Annotated in this window: 22 protein-coding genes and 1 tRNA gene; 8 read left to right on the top strand and 15 right to left on the bottom strand. The window is 59.9% G+C overall.

All coding sequences use genetic code 11. The annotated features are described in order from the left end of the window. Window positions 1-205: 205 nt before the first annotated feature. From HNO79_RS12190 to HNO79_RS12215, 6 genes are all read right to left on the bottom strand, one after another. Window positions 206-1,660 carry an AMP nucleosidase gene (locus HNO79_RS12190; RefSeq protein WP_214165314.1) on the bottom strand — a complete coding sequence of 485 codons (1,455 nt, stop codon included), beginning with the start codon at window positions 1,658-1,660 and terminating at the stop codon, window positions 206-208. A 29-nt stretch (window positions 1,661-1,689) separates the two neighbouring features. Beyond that, window positions 1,690-2,850 carry an energy transducer TonB gene (locus HNO79_RS12195; protein ID WP_010514603.1) on the bottom strand — a complete coding sequence of 387 codons (1,161 nt, stop codon included), beginning with the start codon at window positions 2,848-2,850 and terminating at the stop codon, window positions 1,690-1,692. Between the two features lie 129 nt (window positions 2,851-2,979). Continuing rightward, window positions 2,980-3,771, bottom strand: coding sequence for an alpha/beta fold hydrolase (locus HNO79_RS12200; RefSeq protein ID WP_214165315.1), 792 nt, complete (start codon window positions 3,769-3,771; stop codon window positions 2,980-2,982). Between the two features lie 11 nt (window positions 3,772-3,782). Beyond that, entirely contained in the window at window positions 3,783-4,826 is a 1,044-nt protein-coding gene (locus HNO79_RS12205) for an NAD(P)H-quinone oxidoreductase (protein ID WP_214165316.1), read from the bottom strand. A 215-nt stretch (window positions 4,827-5,041) separates the two neighbouring features. Continuing rightward, window positions 5,042-6,502 carry a type I glutamate--ammonia ligase gene (gene glnA, locus HNO79_RS12210; RefSeq protein ID WP_039736534.1) on the bottom strand — a complete coding sequence of 487 codons (1,461 nt, stop codon included), beginning with the start codon at window positions 6,500-6,502 and terminating at the stop codon, window positions 5,042-5,044. Between the two features lie 122 nt (window positions 6,503-6,624). Beyond that, window positions 6,625-6,963 (bottom strand): P-II family nitrogen regulator, encoded by a 339-nt coding sequence (locus HNO79_RS12215; protein WP_214165317.1) that lies wholly within the window; start codon window positions 6,961-6,963, stop codon window positions 6,625-6,627. Window positions 6,964-7,107: 144 nt separating this feature from the next. Here HNO79_RS12215 and HNO79_RS12220 point away from each other — a divergent pair, with 144 nt between their 5' ends. The 4 genes from HNO79_RS12220 (at window position 7,108) to HNO79_RS12235 (ending at window position 10,679) form a co-directional block, all read left to right on the top strand. Continuing rightward, window positions 7,108-8,313 carry an aminotransferase gene (locus HNO79_RS12220; protein WP_214165318.1) on the top strand — a complete coding sequence of 402 codons (1,206 nt, stop codon included), beginning with the start codon at window positions 7,108-7,110 and terminating at the stop codon, window positions 8,311-8,313. Window positions 8,314-8,356: 43 nt separating this feature from the next. Continuing rightward, window positions 8,357-8,432, top strand: a tRNA-His gene (locus HNO79_RS12225). Window positions 8,433-8,555: 123 nt separating this feature from the next. Further along, the gene (locus HNO79_RS12230) at window positions 8,556-10,142 is read left to right on the top strand and encodes a tyrosine-type recombinase/integrase (protein WP_214165319.1); all 1,587 of its coding nucleotides are present in this window, start codon (window positions 8,556-8,558) and stop codon (window positions 10,140-10,142) included. 30 nt (window positions 10,143-10,172) lie between these two features. Further along, window positions 10,173-10,679, top strand: a complete 507-nt coding sequence (locus tag HNO79_RS12235; RefSeq protein ID WP_214165320.1) for a hypothetical protein — start codon at window positions 10,173-10,175, stop codon at window positions 10,677-10,679. On the opposite strand, the gene HNO79_RS12240 is transcribed toward HNO79_RS12235, so the two are convergent. The 4 genes from HNO79_RS12240 to HNO79_RS12255 form a co-directional block, all read right to left on the bottom strand. Further along, window positions 10,651-11,127: a BRO-N domain-containing protein gene (locus tag HNO79_RS12240; RefSeq protein ID WP_214165321.1), complete on the bottom strand. Its 477-nt coding sequence runs from the start codon at window positions 11,125-11,127 to the stop codon at window positions 10,651-10,653. The genes HNO79_RS12235 and HNO79_RS12240 overlap by 29 nt on opposite strands. A gap of 28 nt (window positions 11,128-11,155) precedes the next feature. Further along, window positions 11,156-11,455, bottom strand: coding sequence for a hypothetical protein (locus HNO79_RS12245; protein WP_214165322.1), 300 nt, complete (start codon window positions 11,453-11,455; stop codon window positions 11,156-11,158). A 51-nt stretch (window positions 11,456-11,506) separates the two neighbouring features. After that, on the bottom strand, window positions 11,507-12,871 hold the full coding sequence (locus HNO79_RS12250) for a hypothetical protein (protein WP_214165323.1): 1,365 nt from the start codon (window positions 12,869-12,871) through the stop codon (window positions 11,507-11,509). Window positions 12,872-13,190: 319 nt separating this feature from the next. Next, window positions 13,191-13,880, bottom strand: a complete 690-nt coding sequence (locus tag HNO79_RS12255) for a recombinase family protein (protein WP_214165324.1) — start codon at window positions 13,878-13,880, stop codon at window positions 13,191-13,193. A gap of 1,566 nt (window positions 13,881-15,446) precedes the next feature. Here HNO79_RS12255 and HNO79_RS17515 point away from each other — a divergent pair. Beyond that, window positions 15,447-15,824 carry an HNH endonuclease signature motif containing protein gene (locus tag HNO79_RS17515; RefSeq protein WP_408885670.1) on the top strand — a complete coding sequence of 126 codons (378 nt, stop codon included), beginning with the start codon at window positions 15,447-15,449 and terminating at the stop codon, window positions 15,822-15,824. Window positions 15,825-16,138: 314 nt separating this feature from the next. Here the strand turns inward: HNO79_RS17515 and HNO79_RS12265 are convergent, their stop codons facing one another. Then, window positions 16,139-16,999: an SDR family oxidoreductase gene (locus HNO79_RS12265; protein WP_214165326.1), complete on the bottom strand. Its 861-nt coding sequence runs from the start codon at window positions 16,997-16,999 to the stop codon at window positions 16,139-16,141. Further along, window positions 16,999-18,345 (bottom strand): hypothetical protein, encoded by a 1,347-nt coding sequence (locus HNO79_RS12270; protein ID WP_010514613.1) that lies wholly within the window; start codon window positions 18,343-18,345, stop codon window positions 16,999-17,001. The genes HNO79_RS12265 and HNO79_RS12270 overlap by 1 nt, the downstream gene beginning before the upstream one ends. A gap of 231 nt (window positions 18,346-18,576) precedes the next feature. Between HNO79_RS12270 and rplM the strand changes: the two genes are divergently transcribed. Together rplM and rpsI are read left to right on the top strand one after the other, a co-directional pair. Continuing rightward, on the top strand, window positions 18,577-19,059 hold the full coding sequence (rplM, locus tag HNO79_RS12275; protein WP_010514614.1) for a 50S ribosomal protein L13: 483 nt from the start codon (window positions 18,577-18,579) through the stop codon (window positions 19,057-19,059). Window positions 19,060-19,064: 5 nt separating this feature from the next. Next, window positions 19,065-19,568, top strand: a complete 504-nt coding sequence (rpsI, locus tag HNO79_RS12280; RefSeq protein ID WP_025439615.1) for a 30S ribosomal protein S9 — start codon at window positions 19,065-19,067, stop codon at window positions 19,566-19,568. A 107-nt stretch (window positions 19,569-19,675) separates the two neighbouring features. Here rpsI and HNO79_RS12285 read toward each other — a convergent pair whose 3' ends face one another. Together HNO79_RS12285 and HNO79_RS12290 are read right to left on the bottom strand one after the other, a co-directional pair. Next, window positions 19,676-19,957 carry a hypothetical protein gene (locus tag HNO79_RS12285; protein ID WP_234448367.1) on the bottom strand — a complete coding sequence of 94 codons (282 nt, stop codon included), beginning with the start codon at window positions 19,955-19,957 and terminating at the stop codon, window positions 19,676-19,678. Between the two features lie 26 nt (window positions 19,958-19,983). Beyond that, window positions 19,984-20,814, bottom strand: coding sequence for a DNA/RNA non-specific endonuclease (locus HNO79_RS12290; RefSeq protein WP_010514618.1), 831 nt, complete (start codon window positions 20,812-20,814; stop codon window positions 19,984-19,986). Window positions 20,815-20,909: 95 nt separating this feature from the next. On the opposite strand from HNO79_RS12290, the gene HNO79_RS12295 reads away from it, so the two are divergent. Beyond that, window positions 20,910-21,095, top strand: a complete 186-nt coding sequence (locus HNO79_RS12295; RefSeq protein ID WP_214165327.1) for a hypothetical protein — start codon at window positions 20,910-20,912, stop codon at window positions 21,093-21,095. 100 nt (window positions 21,096-21,195) lie between these two features. On the opposite strand, the gene HNO79_RS12300 is transcribed toward HNO79_RS12295, so the two are convergent. Next, entirely contained in the window at window positions 21,196-21,867 is a 672-nt protein-coding gene (locus tag HNO79_RS12300; protein ID WP_244987534.1) for a hypothetical protein, read from the bottom strand. Window positions 21,868-21,918: the final 51 nt, after the last annotated feature.

Below are 21,918 nucleotides of genomic sequence, written 5' to 3' on the forward strand. Positions count from 1 at the left end.
GGATCAGATAGGGAATGCAACCTGCATACAGGCGTCATTCCTTATCAACGAACCAGAGGAATGCTCCTTAGACGCTGTTTGAAAACCACCCATTGATAAGGAAAGTTTCTGGGTGTCGCCTTGTTTTATAAAGACGATATTTCCCGAAGCTTTTTGCACAAAGCTTCGCCAGAAACTTTCAAAAGCAGACCTTTCAGGCAGGCATCTAGCGGAAAGCCGGCTCATCAAACCCGCGCAGCTTGCGTGAATGCAGGCGGTCCACACCCTGGGCACGCAACTGCTGCATGGTCTCGATCCCCACCACCAGGTGCTGGCGCACGCGTTCGCGGTAAAAGGCGTTGGCCATGCCGCGCAGCTTCAGTTCCCCATGTAGCGGTTTGTCCGATACGCATAACAGCGTGCCATAGGGCACGCGGAAGCGGAACCCGTTGGCCGCGATGGTGGCCGATTCCATATCCACCGCAATGGCGCGGGAGGTATTGATGCGGGTGAACAGCGCGCCAAGCCGCAGTTCCCAGTTGCGGTTGTCTGTTGTCATGACGGTGCCGGTGCGCAGCCGTGTCTTCACTTCGGCATCATGCAGGCCGGTGACGCGTGCGGTCACGTCCTGCAACGCCATCTGCACTTCCGCAATGGGGGGAACGGGCACCCATGGCGGCAGGTCATCATCCAGCACATGGTCATCGCGCAGGTAACCATGGGCCAGCACGTAATCCCCCAGCTTCTGGCTGCGGCGCAGTCCCGCGCAGTGACCCACCATCAGCCAGCAGTGCGGGCGAAGCACCGCCAGATGGTCGGTGATCGTCTTGGCATTGGCAGGGCCGACACCAATGTTGATCAGCGTGATGCCGTCACCATCGGGGCGACACAGGTGATAGGCGGGCATCTGCGGCAGGCTCTGACCCGCATGGGTGGGGACGTGCGGGGTGTCGCGGGTGTGGATGATCTCGCCTGGTTCGACAAAGGTCGTGTATTCGGATCCCGTATCCACCTGCGCATGACCGTAGTCGCGGAACGCATCCACGTAACGCTGGTAGTTGGTCAGCAGGATGAAACGCTGGAAATGACGCGGCGCCGTGCCGGTGTAATGGTGCAGCCGGGCCAGCGAATAATCGGTGCGCGCCGCCGTGAACAGCGCCAGTGGCCGCGGCACACCGGGGCGGGGGATATAGTCGCAGTTGGCGATCGAATCATCGGTAACATGCAGGTCCGGCAGCGCGAAATGCGACTGGATCCATGCAAGGTCCGATTCGGTCAGGGACGTGACCGCTTCTTCCATTACATATGACAGCGGGATCGGCTGTTTCGACAGTCCGACCATGACTGGCGTCCTGTAATGGCGCAGCAGGCTTTCGATCTGTTCACGCCAGTAATCGGCGAACAGTGCGGGCCGGGTCAGCGTGGTGCCATAAAATCCCGGCTCCAGAACGACATCAAAGGGCGGTCGTGGTCCATCGGATGGCAGGGCGCTCTGCGGCATGAAGGCCAGGTAGGGATAGACCGCGTCCGCAAGCCCCGTTGTGTCACGGGTGGAGAAAGCGTGGCGGATCAGCTCTGCCGCATGATCATACAATTCGGTAATGCGGGCCACGGCGGCATCTGCCGTGTCGAACGGCTGGAAATCACGTCCGACCTGCTGCAGGAGGTGTGCTGTATCCATGGCGGCGGTCCTCTGTCTGCCTGACGCGCCTAGCGGCGGATCAGGATGTAGTTGATGGTCAGGTCGATGGGGAACGTGTCCCCCTGCATGTCCGGTGGCACCGGCGGCAGCTGCGCATTGCGGAACATGCCCACCGTCGCGGCATCAAGGTAGTACGACCCTGACTGTCCCGTCAGGCGCACCTTGGTTACATGCCCGTCACGGTCCAGTTCCACATGCACCGAGGAGGGGCCTTCCTCACCCGCGCGGGCTGCTTCCTCGGGGTAGTACATATGGCTGCGGATCCAGCGGTCGAGTTCGCTGCCGTAATCATCACTGACCCCCTTGATCTGCGTGCTGGAGGAATAGGGGGCGTTGATCTTGCCATTCTTGACCAGCGGGCCGAGCGACAGGTCGATCGGTCCGCCCGTGCCGCCCGCGCGCCCGCGCTGGTTGCGCCGTGGCAGCGGCGATGACGACAATGACCAGTTGCGGGGATGTTCCAGCGCCCGGTAATCCGTGGCCGAGGACTGGTTATGCGCCTGCTGGGCCGGATGGTTGCCATGGCCCGAACTCTGCATGGACGGATTGAACGTGTCGTGCCGTTCGGACTGCGGCACCGACAGGTCGGATGGTGCGTCGCTCAGCGGCGGAGCAGAGGGGACTTCGGGCGTCGGCATATTGGGGGAGGGGGAGGAATCCTCCTCGCTCTGCTGCGGATTGGGGGTCTTTTCCTGTGCCGTGGGCTGCTGCTGGTCCTGCTGCTGGCGCGGCGCGTTCTGCCCGCCCGCCATGTCGGGCGAGGACTGCCCCTGCAACCCGCTGGAGGTCGGGGGAGAGAAGACCATTTCCACCTGTGGTTCCGACTGCGTGGCGTCGGGAGAACCATGCTGGCTGTGGTGGCTGGATTCAATCAGGATGGCCGCCAGAAGGGCCGCGTGCAGCAGCCCCGATATGGCGATGGCCCGGCCGGGACCGGGCGTTTCTTCCGTATCGGGGCGGATCAGGCCCGACATGGTGGGGCGTAACTTGCGGTAACCCGGTGGCTGCGGCACGACAGCGCCAGTCAGCAGGCGTTCACGCTCGGGCGGCTGGTACTGCTCCCCTGCCGTATCGGGTGGCAGGCTGGCGCCGGACTGTGTGCGGCGCGGGATCAGTACGGGCTCCACGGCATTGCGCCGCCGGGAGGAGGGACTGAGTGTCACCGTCATGAAAGGCTACGGGTCTCCGCCATGTTGGTCTGTTGTCGGGGCCGCGCGCCTGCCTGCCCTGTTATATCGTCAGCATAACTGACGCAGGCGGGGGGTCTGTCAAGGACCGGATGTGTAACGGAAGGCGGTTCAGTACTTTTCTGTGAAATTTTCCAGCAGTTCCGCAAATCTTTCCGGGTTTTCGACATGCAGCCAGTGCCCTGCCTGTTCTATCAGTTCCAGACGGTAGCACGGAAACAGCCGCCGCATGATGGCATAATGCTCCGGGCGGATATAGGGGGAATTGCCGCCCGCCAGAAATAGCGTGGGCCCGGGATAGGTGTAGCCTTCGGGTATGTAAGGCCAGTTTTCCACATTGGGCAGCGATTCCACGATTTCGCGCAGGCCGATGCTCCAGCCGGGACTTTCCCCCACCCGGATGTTCTGCAGCATCAGCGCCCGGACATCGGTATTGGGAATGTAGTGCTGCAGCAGCCTGTCCGCGCCCGCACGGTTGAGGAAGGGCGGGAACGGCACGCGCAGCATCTGTTCACCCAGCGCGAACTGACCGTGCCCCGTGCGTGCGGGCGGGATGTCGGCCACCAGCAGGCTGTGCACCATACCCGGCCGGGTCAGCGCCAGCGTCATGGCCACCTTGCCCCCCATGGAATGGCCCACCAGGGTCGCGGGCAGCGCGTTGTGGTGGGCCAGCGTTTCCAGCAGGTCGGCGGCCATGGTGTAATAGTCCATCAGCCCGTGCGGGCTGTCGCCATGGTTGCGCAGGTCGATGGCCAGCGTGCGGCGGGTGGTGGCAAGGCGGCGCTGGAAAAAGCCAAGGTTGCGTGCCCGCCCGAACAGACCGTGCAGCAGGACAATGGGCGGGCGTCCGGCCGTATCGGGGGTAACGTCTTCAGGTCCGCGCTCAATGACGTTCAGTAGCACCGGCTATGTCCCTATCGTCGTGTCGTATCCGTGGGTAGGTGCTGCAGGTCCAGCATGATCTTGCCCATATGCGTTCCGTTTTCCATGAGTTTATGGGCATCGGCAACCCGCGCAAAGGGGAAGGTGGCATGGATGATCGGACGGATGCTGCGCCGGGCGAGCAGCGGCCACACCCGTTCTTCCAGCTGGCGGGCGATGGCTGCCTTGTACGCGGCGTCACGCGGGCGCAGCGTACTGCCGGTGACCACCAGCCTGCGGGTCATGATGCGCGCCAGGCTGACGCCGTCGGCTTTCGCCCCGCCCTGCAGGGCAATTATGACCAGCCGTCCCGCCGTCGCCAGTGAACGCAGGTTGCCATCCAGATACGCGCCGCCGATCATGTCCAGTATGGCGTCCACGCCCCTGCTGTCCGTCAGGTCCTTTATGCGCTGGGGAAAATCCTCGGTCCGGTAGTTGATGGCGGCGGTGGCGCCAAGGGCGGTACACAGCGTGCATTTGTCCTGCGTCCCTGCCGTGGCATAGACCGTGCCCCCCATGGCGCGTACCAGCTGAATGGCCGTGGTGCCGATGCCGCTGGTGCCGCCATGCACCAGTACGCTTTCTCCCGCTTTCACGCCGGCCGTCATGAACAGGTTGGACCAGACGGTGAAAAAGGTTTCGGGCAGGGCCGCGGCATGGATGGCGTCAAAGCCCGTGGGCCACGGCAGGCACTGGCCCGCGGGTACGGTGCAGTACTGGGCATAGCCCCCGCCATTGACCAGCGCGCACACCCGCGCGCCGACGGTGGGAAAGCTGTCGGTGGGGACATCCGGCCCAGTGGCCACGACTTCGCCCGCCACTTCCAGTCCCAGCAGGGGACTGGCCCCCGGCGGTGGGGGATACAGTCCCTGGCGCTGCATGATGTCGGGCCGGTTGACCCCCGCCGCCATGACGCGAACCAGCACGTTCCCCCCGGTGGGCCGGGGCACCGGCAGGGTGGAAATGCACAGGGAATCAGGGCCGCCGGGCTGGCTGAAGGTAATGGCCTGCATGGTATCGGGTATGTGCTGGGTCATGTCTGTCCTCGTAAGGCGTGTACGTGCGGCATGCAGGACTCAGGTGTAGGCGATATGGTGGGCAGGACCAGTGTGCATGGTCGGGAATCGAGCAAACGTGTGCACCCCCATCCCGGTTGCCCACCTCGGCGGAGGGGGATGGATATGAAAAAAGCGCCGGAACCCTGTCGGTCCCGGCGCTTCTGTCTGTCAGGTTCCCCGTGGGAAAACCGGGATCAGACGGAGTAGTACATTTCGAATTCAGCCGGGTGCGGCGTGTGTTCGAACTTGTAGACTTCCTGCCACTTCACTTCACAGTAGCTGTCGATCTGGTCCTTGGTGAACACGCCACCGGCCAGCAGGAATTCGTGGTCGGCTTCCAGCGCCGTCAGGGCTTCACGCAGGGAACCCGCAACCGTCGGGATCTGCTTCAGCTCTTCCGGCGGCAGGTCGTACAGATCCTTGTCCATTGCATCGCCCGGGTGGATCTTGTTCTTGATCCCGTCCAGGCCCGCCATCAGCATGGCGGCGAAGGCGAGGTAGGGGTTCGCGGTCGGATCGGGGAAACGCACCTCGACGCGCTTCGCCTTGGGGCTGGTCGCATACGGGATACGGCACGAAGCGGAACGGTTGCGGGCGGAATAGGCCAGCAGCACGGGCGCTTCGAACCCGGGGATCAGGCGCTTGTAGGAATTGGTGGACGGGTTGGTGAAGGCGTTCAGCGCCTTGGCGTGCTTGATGATGCCGCCAATGTAGTACAGCGCCTCATCCGACAGGTCGGCATAGCCGTTGCCGCCAAAGGTGGGCTTGCCATCGCGCCAGATGGACTGGTGCACGTGCATGCCCGAACCGTTATCGCCATAGATCGGCTTCGGCATGAAGGTTGCCGTCTTGCCATAGGAATGGGCGACGTTGTGCACGCAGTACTTGTAGATCTGCATGAAGTCGGCGGAGCGGACCAGGGTGTCGAACTTCGTGCCCAGCTCATGCTGCGACTGCGCGACTTCGTGGTGGTGCTTTTCGATGGGCAGGCCCATCTCGCCCATGGTGGTCAGCATTTCGGCGCGCAGGTCGCCTTCGCTGTCAACCGGGGCCACGGGGAAGTAGCCGCCCTTGACACCCGGGCGATGGCCCATGTTGCCTTCGGGATAGTCTTTCAGCGACGCGCCGGGGCCTTCGATGCTTTCCAGCTCGTAGATGCCGAAGTTCGGGCCGGTGCCGAAACGCACGCTGTCAAAGATGAAGAATTCGGCTTCGGGGCCGAAGAACGCGGTGTCGCCCAGGCCGGTGGACTGCAGGTACTGCTCGGCCAGCTTGGCGGTCGCGCGCGGGTCGCGGTTGTAGAACTGCCCGGTGGACGGCTCGACAATATCACAGATCAGGATCAGCTGCGGCTTGGCGGAGAACGGGTCCATAACCGCGGTGGTCGGGTCAGGCAGCAGGATCATGTCGCTTTCGTTGATGGCTTTCCATCCGGCGATGGAGGAACCGTCAAACATGAAGCCTTCGCGGAAGGTGTCTTCCTCGATCGTGGTGACGTACTGGGTGGTGTGGTGCCACTTGCCACGCGGATCGGTGAAACGCAGGTCAACCATCTCGACCGCGTTTTCCTTGATGATCTCAAAGACCTTCGCAATGGCTTTGGCTGAATGTGACGGCGTGGAGGCCGCGGCCGGGGCCTGTGCTTTTTTTGCCATGTTAATTTACCTGTCCTGACTTGGGTGTGCCGTTCCATGCGGCGCGGCGGCTATGGTTACGGAAACGGAAGGCGGCTGTCGATAGGGCTGCTGCCATGGGACCCATGTTTGCAGTCCGGGCCTCAGACCGCATCGTCGCCGCGTTCGCCCGTGCGGATGCGGATGACCTCGCTGACGGGGGTGACGAATATCTTGCCATCCCCGATGCGTCCCGTGCGGGCGGCGGCCATGATGGCCTCTATCGCGCGCTCGACCATGTCGTCCGGGCACACGATTTCCAGCTTTACCTTGGGCAGGAAGTCGATGATGTATTCCGCGCCACGATACAGTTCCGTATGGCCCTTCTGCCGGCCGAAGCCCTTGGCTTCCGTGACGGTAATGCCCATCAGACCGATTTCATGCAGGGCCTCCTTCACCTCGTCGAGCTTGAAGGGCTTGATGATGGCCTCGATCTTTTTCATGCTGCTTCGTCTGTCTTCCGTCTCGTGCCGTCTGTCTGGCGCAGGCAGGGTTGCATGGCTTTGGATTTCAGGCAATCGGATGCGAAGGCAAAAATACATGTGCGCATGCGGGCCGCCATACGCCCGCAGGGACAGGATGATACGATGAAACCCGCCAATTCGCTGCTTTCGGGGCTGCCGACCACCATTTTTTCCGTCATTTCGGCGCTGGCGGTGGAACATCGCGCCATCAACCTGGGTCAGGGTTTTCCCGATACCGAAGGCCCGGCGGACATGGTGGACGCCGCGGCCGATGCCCTGCGTGACGGCCGCAACCAGTATCCCCCCCTGGCGGGGCTGCCGGAACTGCGGGGCGCGGTGGCGCGGTCCAATGCCCGGTTTTATGGAATTACGGTCGATCCCGCGCGTGAGGTGGTGGTGACCTGCGGCGCGACCGAGGCGATTACCGCCTCCCTCATGGCGCTGGTCAACCGTGGCGACGAAGTGGTGGTGTTCGAACCGTTATACGACACCTACGTGCCGGTGCTGGAAATGCTGGGTGCCGTCGTGCGCAAGGTGCGGCTGGCCCCGCCGCACTGGGACCTGCCGCGCGCGGAACTGGCGGCGGCGTTCGGCCCGCGCACCAAGGCGATCCTGCTGAACACGCCCATGAACCCGACCGGCAAGGTGTTTACGCGCGACGAACTGGAATTCATTGCGGGCCTGCTGGTACAGCATGATGCCTATGCAGTGTGTGACGAAGTGTATGAGCACCTGACCTTTGGTGCCGCCCGTCATCTGCCGCTCATGACATTGCCGGGCATGCAGGAACGGACGATCCGCATTGGCAGCGCGGGCAAGAGCTTTTCCATGACCGGGTGGAAGGTCGGGTATGTCACGGCGCCCGCGCCACTGGCGGACCTGGTGACGAAGGCGCACCAGCTGCTGACCTTTACCGTGGCACCCAACCTGCAGCGCGCGGTGGCGATGGGGCTGGACAAGGATACGGCCTATTTCCACCAGCTGGCGGACGGCATGCGGGGCGCGCGCGACACGCTGGCGGACGGGCTTGTGCGCGCGGGCCTGTCGGTGCTGCCGTCGGATGGCAGCTATTTCCTGATTGCCGACATCGCGCCGCTTGGCTTTGCGGGTGATGATGTCGCGTTCTGTGAGCAGATGATCCGTGATGTGGGGGTGGCCGCGATTCCGGTTTCGGCCTTCTATGACAGCCGGGGGACGGATATTCCCGCCCGTTATGTCCGTTTTGCATTCTGTAAGAAGGCGGAGGTGATCGCAGGGGCCGTTGCGCGCCTGCAATCCGTGCGGGAACGGCTGTGTGCGGGAAATCTTGCAGAAATTCAAAAACGGTAGTTGACGCACGCGCTCAGTTTCTCTAAATGACTGCGCAGTTGTGGCGGACGTAGCTCAGTTGGTAGAGCGCCGGTTTGTGGTACCGGTTGTCGCGGGTTCAATCCCCGTCGTTCGCCCCAACTCTCATTTTCCCTTAAAAATCAGTAGCTTAGACAATTCTGTGTCATTGGTCTGTAGCTGTGCGTCATATGTCTAGCGTCACACCCACACGCAACGTGAAGGGTGAGCAGGACATGCACAACATGACCAAGCGGGGCAGCACTTACTATGTGCGCTTCATTGTTCCGCAGGATCGCTGGCAGGATGTGGGCAGGGCGACAGCGGCCCGCGCCGGGATACGCAGGGATATAGTCAAATCCCTCTACACCAAGGATTACCGGCAAGCCCTGTTGAGGCGTGATGCGAAGCTGGCGACTATCCGCACGGATGTTGACGCGGCCCTTGTCGCCCATGGTCTCCCTCCGCTGCATGGTGATTGGTCGCCCGCCTGTGGTGATTTACAGCAGCAGCTAACGGACCAAGCCCTACAGGCACGGCAAGCACTTGAGGAAGCGGACGACTACAGAGCGCCCTACTACCGGAATGACGACCCGGCCACAGGTGTCATTGTCAGCGAAAGCATATCAGATCGTGACTTCGGGGCCGATGTGGTCCGGGAGTCGCTGCACGAATCTGCCCAGCGGATTGCACAGCGCATAGGCGGGCCAGCAGGAGATAAAGCGGCCCGTGAAGCCTGTCAGCAGGCGCAGGCTATTGCTTCCGGGACCGCTACACCGCTGGGTATTCTGCTAGACCGCTGGTTTCCTCAGATTGACGGCGTAGTAACTAAGCAATTGATAGACCGCCATCATCTGGCACTCTCGCGCTTAGGACAGCACCTCGCGCAAGCCGCAGGGATCGAGACGGGCGACCCGGAGGGATACGCTCGGAGCATTCCGATAGAGCGCATAAACAGGAAAACAGCGGGGCATTTTCGGGAGTGGCTGGAAAAGCTGCCCGGACTCGGCCCGCGTGTGGTCGGCTTTCACCTGTCCACCATGAATACGTTCTGGAAATGGGCGCAAGACGTAGGATACGCGGAGGTCAATCCGTGGACAGGCTCAACGCGGGGCCTCAAGCGGAAGATTAGCCTTTCGACCCGTGCCCGTGGCGAGAAACGGCCATACACAGATGATGAGCTTGTCCGGTTGCTCACGCAGGCAAGGGAGCGCATGACGCAGCCCAATCGTGGACCGTGGGCACGGGTGATTTACGACATGCTCCGGCTGGCACCACTCACAGGTTGCCGCCAGAATGAGCTTGCGAGTCTCACCGTGGGCCGCGTTATCCGTCCGCAGCATCCGGGGCAGCTTTGGCGCATATCCGTCACTGAGAACGTGAGCAAGACACGCTCATCCGTTCGGGAAGTGCCCTTACATCCGATTGCCCAGGCAGTCATTGAGCAGCGGCTTGCGGACCTTCCAGCGCAGCCCGCAGCGGATGCTATGATCTTCCCAGAGTGCAAACCGGGCGGACGTGACAATAAGCCGGGACACTACCTGTCCAAACGCTACGCCACTTTCCTAAAGTCCGTGCTGGGTGAGAATAACGCGGTGGACTTCCACAGCTTCCGCCGGTGCTTCGCCACGTTCATCAAGCAGGCGGAGGCCAACGGGGCGGATAGCTGTTCCGACCTGGTGCTGGATCACCTGCTTGGGCATAAGCCCGTGACGTTGGCGACCAACACGTATGCGGCCAAGCGGTTTGACTGGTCCGTGTATAACCGGGCAATCATGGAAATGGGCGATAGAGGCATTGCCGATGTGGTGTTGCAGGCGATGCGGACGTAGCTCCGGCGATTTAAGAGACATTGAACGATTATGAAAACTAGATCGGTTGCGCTGATATATAGCTGTCTTGCCCTCGCACTATCTGCCGCTGTGTTTATGCCGCCCACGGCTTATGCACGGAGCGTAGGAGAGGAACTGGTCATAGGCTGCCGCGTTCTCCCAACTTTTGCCCCGAAAACGCAAGAGGATGCGCTCTTTTTGGGGATGTGCTTGGGGACAGCTATGTCCATACAAGAATACATGAAATTACAAATAGACTTAGCAAAATGGTATGATGATCATAGTGATTCTATGGGTAAATATGGAATTGGATCATCTACAAAAAAAGATTTCGACAACACAAATTCTATATTTATCTCCAAGAGCATTACAATTTCATTGTGCATATTGTCTGGTTTTCCAAAAATTACTCCTGTTGATATGGCCAAAGCCGTCGCTCTGTGGGGTGATGCACACCCAGACCTAGCTAAACAGTATTCCAACCCGATGCTGGAAATGCTGGATGCCCTTAGCTTCCGTTATTCCTGCGAAAAATAATGGCCTCTTTCTCGGCCAAACGGACCTCAAGCAGCTCCGTCTTGCGCTTCATAAGCCCCACGATCATATCGTTCAGGCTGTCCAGGTCCTCCACACTCGATGCATCCGCCACCTTTTCCTCATCACGGACATAAACACCTTCCCTGCGGAGCGTAGGGAGGACGGTCTGTGTCACCCAAGTTTGGAACGGCTTTGCAGCTTTCTTGTCTGAGCGCATGATAAGGCGATAGAGGCCACCTTCGGAAATGACGCGGGGAGCCGACCCTCGGCCAAAGGTTGTATCCGATACAACCATTTCACCTTCTGAAAGGCCCTGGGCCGATCTATGGTGCGAAATGCCAAGGCACTTACACACATCGCGTAATCCGAACCAAGGCTTGCCTTCAATCTCCACCACACGGACTTTCTGCAAGGTGCCGTCCAGCTTCGTGAAGGTCTCAATGGTCACTTCGGGGGATTTGGAGGTGGGCGCTTCGTCAGTGATCTAGGTAAGCGTCGCCTTGTAGGTTGGGCCAGTTTTTTCTCAGTTTGTCCGCTATGTCTGACACATGCTCATCATCCGCCGCGCCCGCCGGTCCTGCATAGCCGTTTCCGGCTTGATAGGTCTCAAAATATGCGTGCAGTAAATCATAAGGGGTAGACGCGATCTCCGTATTTATGATGTCCACTAAACCCGTTTTGTAGACCACAAGACGTGAATTGTAGGTGTCAGGGACAGATGCCAGAAGCGTGCTAACGTCCACATTGGTCCATGGGGCATTGAGAGAAAAAGACATAGCGCATAACTCCACAGTTCATTCGCAGATTAAAGCAATCGAAACGTATTTCTATGACTGCTTTTGCGTGACAGCCATTCTCTGCCCCAGCCGTTCCTTACTGGCCCGCACGATTGCCTCACGCGCCCTGTCAGCCCATGACCGGGGCACGATCAATGCGTCATGCATGGGCAGGGCAATGCCGCCTTGGTCCATAATCCAGCCCATCGCCCTACGCATGATCTGGGCTTCTACGCACGTTAGGAATTGCCCTACAGCTCTCGGGCGGTAGTCCTCTGGCACGGTTGCCATTATCTCGGCTGGCACAAGCCTGCTCAGGTCAGACAGGAACGGATACCGCCGTATAGCGGCCTTGTTTATAGCGGATGCGGCGATGCTATCCCGAATATCGGGCGGTGTGCTCTTGGGCCAACGGGCGCACGGTTTGCCAATTCCGAACGTGCCCACAAACCATTGTTTAACGGCGGTGCGGTGTGACGGTGCCACCCAAGGTAGGTCATACAGATCACCATCCGGCACTGTCCCGCCTGACAGGATCAAGGCAATGGACAGGAAAGAGGCGGAGATATCGACCTCGGCCACAGGTTCACCGTCTATCGTGATGAACTGCCTGTCCGCCTTATGTAGACTGTTTTGGTAGTTATCTGCGCCCTTGGCATATATCCGCCCTCCGAAATCTAGAGAGCCGGTAAATCGCATCTGGAATACCGGGGCGGCGCATCCTGCTATGCTATGGCAACCCACGGCAGCGGATAGACGCGCCATGAAATCCGTAAGCGATTGAGGCACCATGTCATGTGGTTGCGCTGCGCCGGGAAACGGCTTGATGCTAACAGGCTGACAGTCCGATAAGACGGGCGCAGGATGCCGTAAAGGCCAGTCTGTAACGGCTGTGGTCCGATTGCACCCGCGCGACTCCGCAAGCTGCAAGAGGGCTGCTGAGGGCCTTATACGGGCTTCCTCGCCTTGCATGTCCCCCCAAGCGTTCTTCCAGCCTTTACCCTGCACATAATCCAATAAGCCAAGCTCAATCATGGCGTGAGCTTTCTTCCAGAAGGCATTATGGCCCATCGGTAGAGCGCGGCCTTTATCCCAGAACCAGCGGGCGGAGCCTTCATGCACAGCCTGCCAATCTCCACGGAATCCGCTGCGCATCAGCCCTGCAAGAATGATGCCGGTCTCCGTTATGCGGCGCTCCTGGCCCTTGTCACGGTCTCTTTTGGGAGCTGCTGTCGTCGGCATTCCTGCCCGTGCAATCAGCGGACGGATAACCTCGGCTACTTCGGCCACGAGCTTTTCCGCTGCTTCACCGTGCGGGCGGCGACCAAGGGACAGCGTGCGGGCTTCCTGCAATTCCTCAGTGTCGTGAGGATGTGATGGTGTTCGCTTCTGGAATGTGGCCTGTGGTGCATCCATTATGGTCCGAAACCTTTCCACTTATCCTCCTAAGGGTATCCTCTAGAAGATCGACGTAGGAAAGGGGGAAAATGGATAATCATCATTATCATCATCATCCAACCCGCATCATACATCCATACCGTATGTGCTGGGTGTGTGGGTGAAGATGATCCACCATCATATGTAATGTATCAGGGCTGCATTCTGGATGTAAGGTGATGATGGTATGGATTTACCTGCTTAATCCTATTTCCATGCCGTCATACGCCCACACCCAACCCGATCTCAATTAATGTCTATACACTTATTCATAACAAGCATGAAATGATGACGATGCTTATGCGCAGGCTGCATTCTGGTCGGGATCAAGACACCGCTTTACTGCCGCTGCGGTCCATGTCTCACGGCCACGGCTGGTCTTGATGCCCATGTCCATTAACTCGGTAGCAATGGCCCGCAGGGAAAGCCCTTTGGCGTGAAGGTCGGCTATGATCGGCCCTACATGGCCCTTGAACGCCGCAGCTTTCGCCTGAATGGCCGCTGTGCCCTTCGCATGGTCCGGTGCCGGGCCGCCACGATTTCCACCCAGAACGACGCCACGGGCCTTTGCAGCAGCGAGGGCCACCTTGGTCCGTTCGGATATCATGCGGCGCTCCTTCTCAGCCATGGCAGCCCAGATATGCAGCATGAACGGGTCGGCATCCTTGCCAAGCTCGGCCACGATGAACGGGACACGCTCCACCATCAGGCCAGCGATGAACGCCACGTCACGGCTGAGACGGTCGAGTTTTGCCACGATCACCGGGCACTGCATGACCCGGGCCTTGTCCAGCGCGTTGCGGAGCTGTGGCCGCTTTGACAGCGCATCGCTGCCCTTGCCGGTCTCGACCTCCGTGAACACTTCCACCACGCTGAAGCCTTCTGCCTGGGCAAAATGCTGTATGGCCGCAAGCTGCGCATCCATGCCCAGACCGCTCTTGCCCTGTTTGGCCGTGCTCACCCGGACGTATGCGACTGCTTTCTGCATGGCGTTGCATTCCTGTCATCGTTCGTTGTCTGATTTGATACAGGCAGAACAGACGGACAGACCACGCATAATCTGGAATCACGACGATTCCGAAAATGCATGGCTGCGAAATACGCGGATATGGTTGGATACCTTTTCGGGACTCAAAACGGTCCACTAGACGGCCAGAAAGCCCGACCGGACTCACTTCCAAAGCAGGCCCTTAAGCCGTTGTTGTTGTTCAGCGTAACGCCGAGAGAAGTTACCCAGCGGAAATCCTACGGAGCTTTTGGATACCTTGGCTCGCCAGATGGGTTATCTGTGGATAAGTCTAATTTCCTTAATAGTTAGAAAGTGTTACGCCGATATTGGGTAAATAGCACTCGTATTAGAGACACACCCCTAAGGTATGTATAGGTATGAGGGTGGTCGGTAGGTCACAATCATGAGGATCATACCTCAATATTCATCCTACCACGATTAACCATATTCATAGGAGCATAGATATAAGGATGATGATCATTGGCTATTGAGCCAACAGTCAACACTATTGCTGATCGGGTTAATACTGACCCGGCAGATACCGATGTGGAAAGACCCTTGTGAGGCTCAGCCCGCTGACGGCCTACGGCTACAAAGAGAGCAAGAAAACCAGTGGTTGAAATCGCCGAAAAGCTTAATGGTATCATTTAGTTAGCAAGATATATACGAAATAGCACTCGTATAAGAGAAGCGCCCCTCGAAAGTGAAGAATAAGGGGCAAGCCCGCCTGTCACCGACCACACGCATATTCTCATATCATGTGTGGCCGATGAGAGCGCGGTCGTGTCACCGCTCTACCCTGTAACGTGCAGCACTTTTCCCCGGCACCGATCACCGGGAGGACATTCTACGCTGCGTTGAATTGGCGGAGGTGCTGGGCACGACGCTGCCAAGGCATACCACGACCTCCGTCACATGGACGCCCGCACGAGCCGCCTACATGGCTGCACTGGTCGAAACGCTGGGCACTGCCTTGTTGGATGTGACCGAAAACATGGGGAATGCGGACCTATTTGGCCGCACAGACCCGAAATAACAGCCCTAGAAGATAAGCAGCCCAAAGGGAGTGGCTCAGGGAAATCCTGACCATCCCGCCCTGCGTAATCAGGTTAGGTTTATGTGAGACAGACCCGCATGGGTGAGCCTGTCTGACATGAGCCTAACTGTGTCACCGCTCTGAATGTAAAGCGCAGCACATTGACACATATTGATCCACGAAAAACAACACGCCGCAGAATAAGGAGACCACGATACCGTTGTTTATAGCTGACGGCCTGCTTTCATTGAGCGGGCTTCTGCCGATGCCTTTCTGTGGTGCCAACCGCCTAAAGGACATTGACCAGAAACAGCTTCACTGCATACCCGGCTGACAAAAACAGCCACGACAAGACCAGTAAACCATCAGAGACAAAGCAGAAAAGGAAACAGCGCCCCCGCGGACTAGGTTTGGCTGAAGCCATTACATACCATACCGACCCTGATACCGGACTTTGGCGCGGTCCATGCGATAGTGATGGCTACCCGCAGATTCGGCATCAAGGAAAGATGATTCTTGTCCACCGTGCTCAAGCCGAGCTTGCAGGGTGGTCGATTGAAGGGAAGGTTGTCATGCACAGAGATGATAACCCGCTCAACGTTCGCCTTAGTAATCTTCGAGTCGGAACACAGGCCGAAAATATGGCTGATATGGCCGCGAAGGGCAGAAGCAGGGCAGGAAAAGCCATGCCTCGCATTACTCATGCGGAAGCGTGCGACATTCTCAGGCGACATGGTGAAGGCGTGCCAATCCGGCAAATAGCCAAAGACAAAGGCCGGAGTCGTAGCGGTATCCGCAAGTTCCTACAGCGGCGTCAGACCACTACAGCTGCTCAGGATACCGCACAGGCTGCGTTTGTATTCCCTGAGTCGCTAACACCGGCCTGAACAGACAGGAACGCCAGAAGCTAAAATACAGGCTTCTTTGGGCAGCATCTTATGGAAGGCGGCAGTGTGCAGCTTCTCGTATAATGCTGCCCTTTTTTGTCGTGTCTCTTGCCTATGACCGCTTGCATATGGCACCAGCGTATGTGTCTGGGTGTAGCGTCATTGACGTAACGCTACAGGCCAAAACGTCATAGTTTTTGATGCTAAGTTATTGATTTATAATGACTTATGATGAAGTGGTGCGAAGCCCCGTCGTTCGCCCCAACCCTTTTTCCTGATAAAATGATGAATACGACGTCTGGCGGCAGGTTGCGTTAACCGGGTCGTCTGAACGTGCGTTCCAGCCCCACTGCCAGCGGTGTGGGCACAAGCCCCAGCTGCGTGCGCATGGGGGTAATGTCGAAAATCTTGTCTTCCAGCAGGCGCCGCACCTCGGCGGGCATGATGCGTGGCAGGCCGGGCGGATGGAGCCGGGCCGCCGCGATCAGCAGCCATCCGGGCACGGGCATAACGGGGCGGGGCCGCATGCCTGCAGCGCAGGCGACGTGGCGCGTGAAATCGCGATAGGTGACCTGGTCGCCACCTGCAATGATCAGGCTGTGGGGGCCGTCCCACTGGCGGTCGAGTGCCGCAAGGATGGCGCGTGTCACGTCGTCCTGCCATATGGGCTGGATGCGTGATGTCCCGCCGCCGGGCAGCGGCAGGATGGGCAGCCGGTGCATGAGGGCGGCCAGACGCTGCACATTGTCTTCCCCTGTCGCGCCATAGATCATGGTGGGGTGCAGAAGAACGCCGTTCCGCCCCGACCGGGAAAGAGCCTGCGCGCCGTGCAGCACGCCACTTGCATGCGCGTCGGGCCAGCGGGTGAAGATGCGCGTACTGCCCAGTGCCACGATCCGGGCCGTGTCAGGGGCCGTCGCCAGTACGGCGGGCAGATGACGGGCATGGGCGGTCAGCACGATGGATGTGGCATCTGCCAGTGCCGCCCGCAACGCAGCGGGATCAGCCAGCAGGTCGGCCATGCGGGCAGGACAGGCCATGCCCGTTGCCTGCCATCGGGGCAGGCTGCGTACGATGGGAATGATGGCCCGTCCGCGCGCGTTCAGCGCATGGCACAGCGCCAGTCCCGAACGGCCGGTCGCGCCAATGACATGGACCGGCCCGCCATCGGGCATCAGGGTGTGGAAATGGTCAGGCCCAGGGGTGCTGCGACCGAGGGGTCCCCCGCCATGGACAGGGCAACGCCCAGCATCATGAGGTTGACTGGCTTCATCGGGCGCAGGGCGATCTGCAGCGGATGGTCCTGCGGCGACTGCAGGAAGCGGCCCATTGCGCGCATCGACGCATCATCGGACGTGGCCAGCGCGGCCAGCAGGTTCTGTCGGTAGGTATCCACATCCATGTTCCGGCTTTTGGCCAGTCCCGCCACCACATGGTTGGCCAGCGACAGGTCGTCCCACGTCATCGCGGCGGAGACGATGCGGGCGGTTTCGGGAATGATGGCCATGTCGTCAAACGGGATCTGGTCCAGTTCGGCCACCATGGTCAGGTTGCCCATATCGGGGGATTCGATGGTCAGCGGTTCCAGATGCACGCGGCCCGCGCTGCGGTCGCTGGTGCTGTTGGCGTGCAGGTTGCCGCTGAAATGGTCATAGCCGAAGGCGTTGAGGATGGAGGGGTTGTCCGTGCCGGTGGCCCACAGGGTCAGGTGGTCCAGCTTCGTATCCATCTTGTCTTCGGTTTCGGTGGAGAAGCGCGACGTGGTGACATGGTCGATCTGCAGCATGGGGTGGGTGCTGTCGATTTCGACCTTCTTCAGGTCCATGGTCTGCGGATGGCGTTCATGAACCAGGTGCCCCGACTGGATTAGGCTTGCGACCTCGCTGGCGAAATCCGGGCCATCCACCACGATATGCTCGACGGAGATGCGGCGCGTCGGCGTCAGGTTGATCTGGGTCGCCAGCCGGTCAAGATCAAGGTGCGACGACCGCCCCGTCCCGTACTGGCTGACGGCCATGCGCCCGATGGTCACATCCGTCTGGCTGGCGGGAATCGCCACATGCAGGTTGGTGAACGCCCCCCGGTCCAGCACAAGGGAATCGAACCCCAGCGGGCGGGCCATGTCACCCGTCACCCGTGCGGTATTGGGCAGGACAAGGTTGCCCAGTTCCACCTGGTCCAGCGATATGGTGTTGCTGGCGGTCATGACCTTCACATCGCGTAGCACCAGGCTGCCGATCTTTTCGCCCTGCACGTTGTTGCCGGTCAGGCCACCCAGCCGCACGTCCGCTGCGATCAGCGTCATGGCGGGGTTGTGGTAGGTCACGGCGGTGAAGTGCGCGCCGCGCGCCAGCGTGCGCGGCCGGGCCGTGGCGTAGCTGAAGGAGGCGTCAGGCCCGATCGAGGCCCTGAAGTCGGCAATGCCGGCCTCAAGCCTGCGTTGGGCAAAGTGATGCACCCCCCAGCTGCCGACCAGCAGCACCAGTATAAGCAGGGGAATGGCGGGATAGAGTTTCTTCACGAGCCTGATATCCGTAATGACCTTGAACTGAGTGCTATCGCATTCCAGCCCCCTTGGGCAATCGCCAGTGGGGCAGGGACTGCGGAAAGATGTGCGGTATCATGATACCACATACGTTTTTTTACCGGAAAAATGCCGCCTGTACGGGATTATGTGCTTGACGTTTGCGTCGCGTACGGATGATAACGCGCCACCTGTTACCGCTACATTACTGGACGGAACACTGAATCCATGAAGACCACACTTTCGCTGAAACCCGCAGAGGTGACGCGTGGCTGGACCCTGATCGATGCCGAAGGCCTCGTCCTGGGTCGCCTGGCGGCAATCATCGCCCAGCGCCTGCGCGGCAAGCACAAGCCCCAGTTCACCCCGCATGTTGATTGCGGCGACAACATTGTCGTCATCAACGCCGAGAAGGTCCGCCTGACCGGCAACAAGGTGGACCAGAAGCTGTTCCACTACCACACCGGCTACCCCGGCGGGATCAAGGAACGCACCATCACCCAGCGCCTGACCGGCAAGAACCCCGGCGATGTCGTGCGCAAGGCGGTCGAGCGCATGATCACCCGTGGCCCGCTGCAGCGCGCGCAGATGAAGCACCTGTATGTCTATGCCGGTAGCGAACATCCGCACGAAGGGCAGAAGCCGCAGGTTCTCGATGTTGCGTCAATGAACCGCAAGAACGCCGTCAACACCCAGAAGGTCGGGGGCTAAACTCCATGTCTGAAACCCAAGAACGTACAGGCACGCTGGCCGACCTCAAGGAAGCCGTTGCTTCCGGTCAGGTAACCTCCTCGCAGGAAGCCGCACCCGTCTATGAAGCCAAGCGCGACGCGCAGGGCCGTTCCTATGCCACGGGCCGTCGTAAGGACGCCGTCGCCCGCGTGTGGATCAAGCCGGGCAAGGGCGACATCATCGTCAATGGCCGTCCGGTCGGCACCTACTTCGCCCGCCCGGTCCTGCGCATGCTGATCACCCAGCCGTTTCTGGTTGCCGATCGCTACAACCAGTTCGACGTGTACTGCACGGTCGTTGGTGGCGGTCTGTCCGGTCAGGCCGGTGCGGTCCGTCATGGCATCAGCCGCGCGCTGACCCATTACGAACCCGCGCTGCGCAGCATCCTTAAGGCTGCCGGCTTCCTGACGCGCGATTCGCGTGTTGTTGAACGTAAGAAGTACGGTCGCGCCAAGGCACGTCGTTCCTTCCAGTTCAGCAAGCGCTGATCCTGCTTTTCCCGTGGCATGCCACGGGATACGGGTTTTTCAACGGGGTCGGTCCAGCAATGGACCGGCCCCGTTGTGCATCAGGCCCATACGGTCAGCATGCCGGATCAGGCAAAGGGATTGGCGACCCTGGTCGGTGTGCGCGGCGGCAATGCGTCAGGCAGGTTCTTCTGGGCTTCGAGTGTACTCACGACCTGCTGCATGAAGGCCAGCAGCGCCTGCGCGCGTTCCAGCCCGGCCTTATCGCGGCTCAGATCCGTCTGGCCGTAAAAGGCGATGCTGTCGGTGCCGTTTTCCACCGTCATGCCGCCAATGGTGCGGCTGTCGCTGTTATTGGCGAAGGGGACAAGGGGCGTGTCGTGTTGTGGTGTCGGGCGATGGGTGGTCATGATCATGTCTCCTGCGAAAAATGGACCTACCACCACCGGTAATAGGTATGGCGGGTGCTACGGCGGTGACGGGTTGTGCTCCGTGCGCGCGTCGTACCAAAGGGGAGCGTCATGCAGACCTGCTTCATACGTGCGGGCAGGGCGGGAAAGGGGTCGATCCCGGTGATATGGGTCAGTTCCGCCACGCTGACATGACTGCAGCCGGGCGCGCGCGACACATTATGGCAGACATATACCCCCGTCTGTTCACGGCGGGGATCATATACGGCTTTCCATGTCGAGGTGGGTACCAGCACGCGATCCCTTCCAATGGCAGACAGGGTGCGGGCATGGAAGGCGGGGCCGGTCACCACATACAGTTCGCCTTCGCGCAGGGTCAGTCTGCGCACCCCCGATTCGATTTCCGCCCATCGGCTCCGGTTCAGCGCGGCGCGTTGTGGCACGATGTTGGACAGCAGGAACGTTTCTTCCTGTGTCTGTTCATCTGGCATATCGCCCGACGGGGTCATATGCCCCCGGTCAAAGCCGGACCGGACATAATCCTCCAGTTCCGACTGTTCACCTGGTGCAATGCGCGGGTCGGTATGGAATTCGCCCCGTCGTGGGGTGGACATGGCCGCGCGGACCATGGCGGCATCCAGATGTTCCGCCGACCACAGGGGTTCGCGCGCAAGGCCGGAATACAGCACGGCGTACCGGGCATTGCACAGAAGCTGCGTCCGGGGCGACAGCTTCGCATTGTCCAGCGTGGGCAGCTGCTGTCCCGCGCCCAGTTCCGCGCACCCTTCGGCGCGTGCGGCATGGGGCAGGACCAGGGCCATGAGGCCGATCAGGAAAGGCAGGACATACCGTGTCATGCATAGGGCAGGGCAGCGTCGGGACACGGTCTGGCGTTATCCATATGTTCTGTTAAAACGGGGCCTATCCATGAAACATCTGATGGGGCAGGGCAATGGCCGACCAACCTGATTCGGGAAACCCTGACCAGTCGGGGCCTTTTATCCTGCATCGTCGGGACCTGCCGCTTACGGGGCGCAAGCGCGTGCTTCGCCTTGGCCTGCGTATAGTAACGATCTTACTGGTGATCGTGGCGGTGGCCGATCGTGTCATCCAGATGGTCAATGGGCATGGCCACTAAAAGAGTATTTTGAAATAACCTACTGATAAGAAAACAGAAAAATCTTGGGGATGTCGCCTTTTTTCAAAAAGGCGGCATTTCCGGACTTTTCAGACAGTTCCTAGGGCGCGCGTGACCCTGTCGCACTGGTGGGGCTGGGCAGATCCGGTATCTCGCCATTCCTGGACAGCGCAATCGTCACATCGATCGTTTCCTGATTGACCTGCACGTCAAATTCCCGGTCCACCACCGGGTTCTGCGCTGCCGTCAACATGTCGCCAAAACGCAGATGCGCCCAGTCGATGCGATCATGCGCCTGACGGGTCATGTCAAAGCTCACCATGGGATGGCGCGTCCCGTCCGGGGCTGTGTAGAACCATGCGAAATGGCAGCGTGCGGGCGCGCCGTGCTGGGTAAACAGCGTGTGGACGAACCCCGGCGTCACGTCCATCTGCAATGTGTTCATAAGATAACGTGGCGCCTGCTTCTGCAGGGCGGGCGTGACCTGTGTATTGAACAGGCCAGCCCGAATCATCTCGGGCATATGCGCCATGAAAACCGACTGGTTTATGGTCATCTCGACCTGGCAAGGCACTGTCTGGGCAAAGCGCGTGTCGATGCCCCATGCATGCGCGGTCGTTTCCGTGCCCATGATGGGTGCGGGATAGGTCGTGGATGCGGCATGCGCCACGCCTGTCCCACCCGACAGGGCAAGGCACAGGGCCGCGCCATACAATGCGCCATGGAACAGGGCGGGAAATGCGGGAAAGGTCGGACGTGTCAGGCTAGGCAAGAGAGTGCACCGGTCTGTGTAGGGTCTGGATTGACTGTCATGGTGGCAGGG

This window comes from Komagataeibacter oboediens (assembly GCF_018491655.1).
Taxonomy (GTDB): Bacteria; Pseudomonadota; Alphaproteobacteria; order Acetobacterales; family Acetobacteraceae; genus Komagataeibacter; species Komagataeibacter oboediens.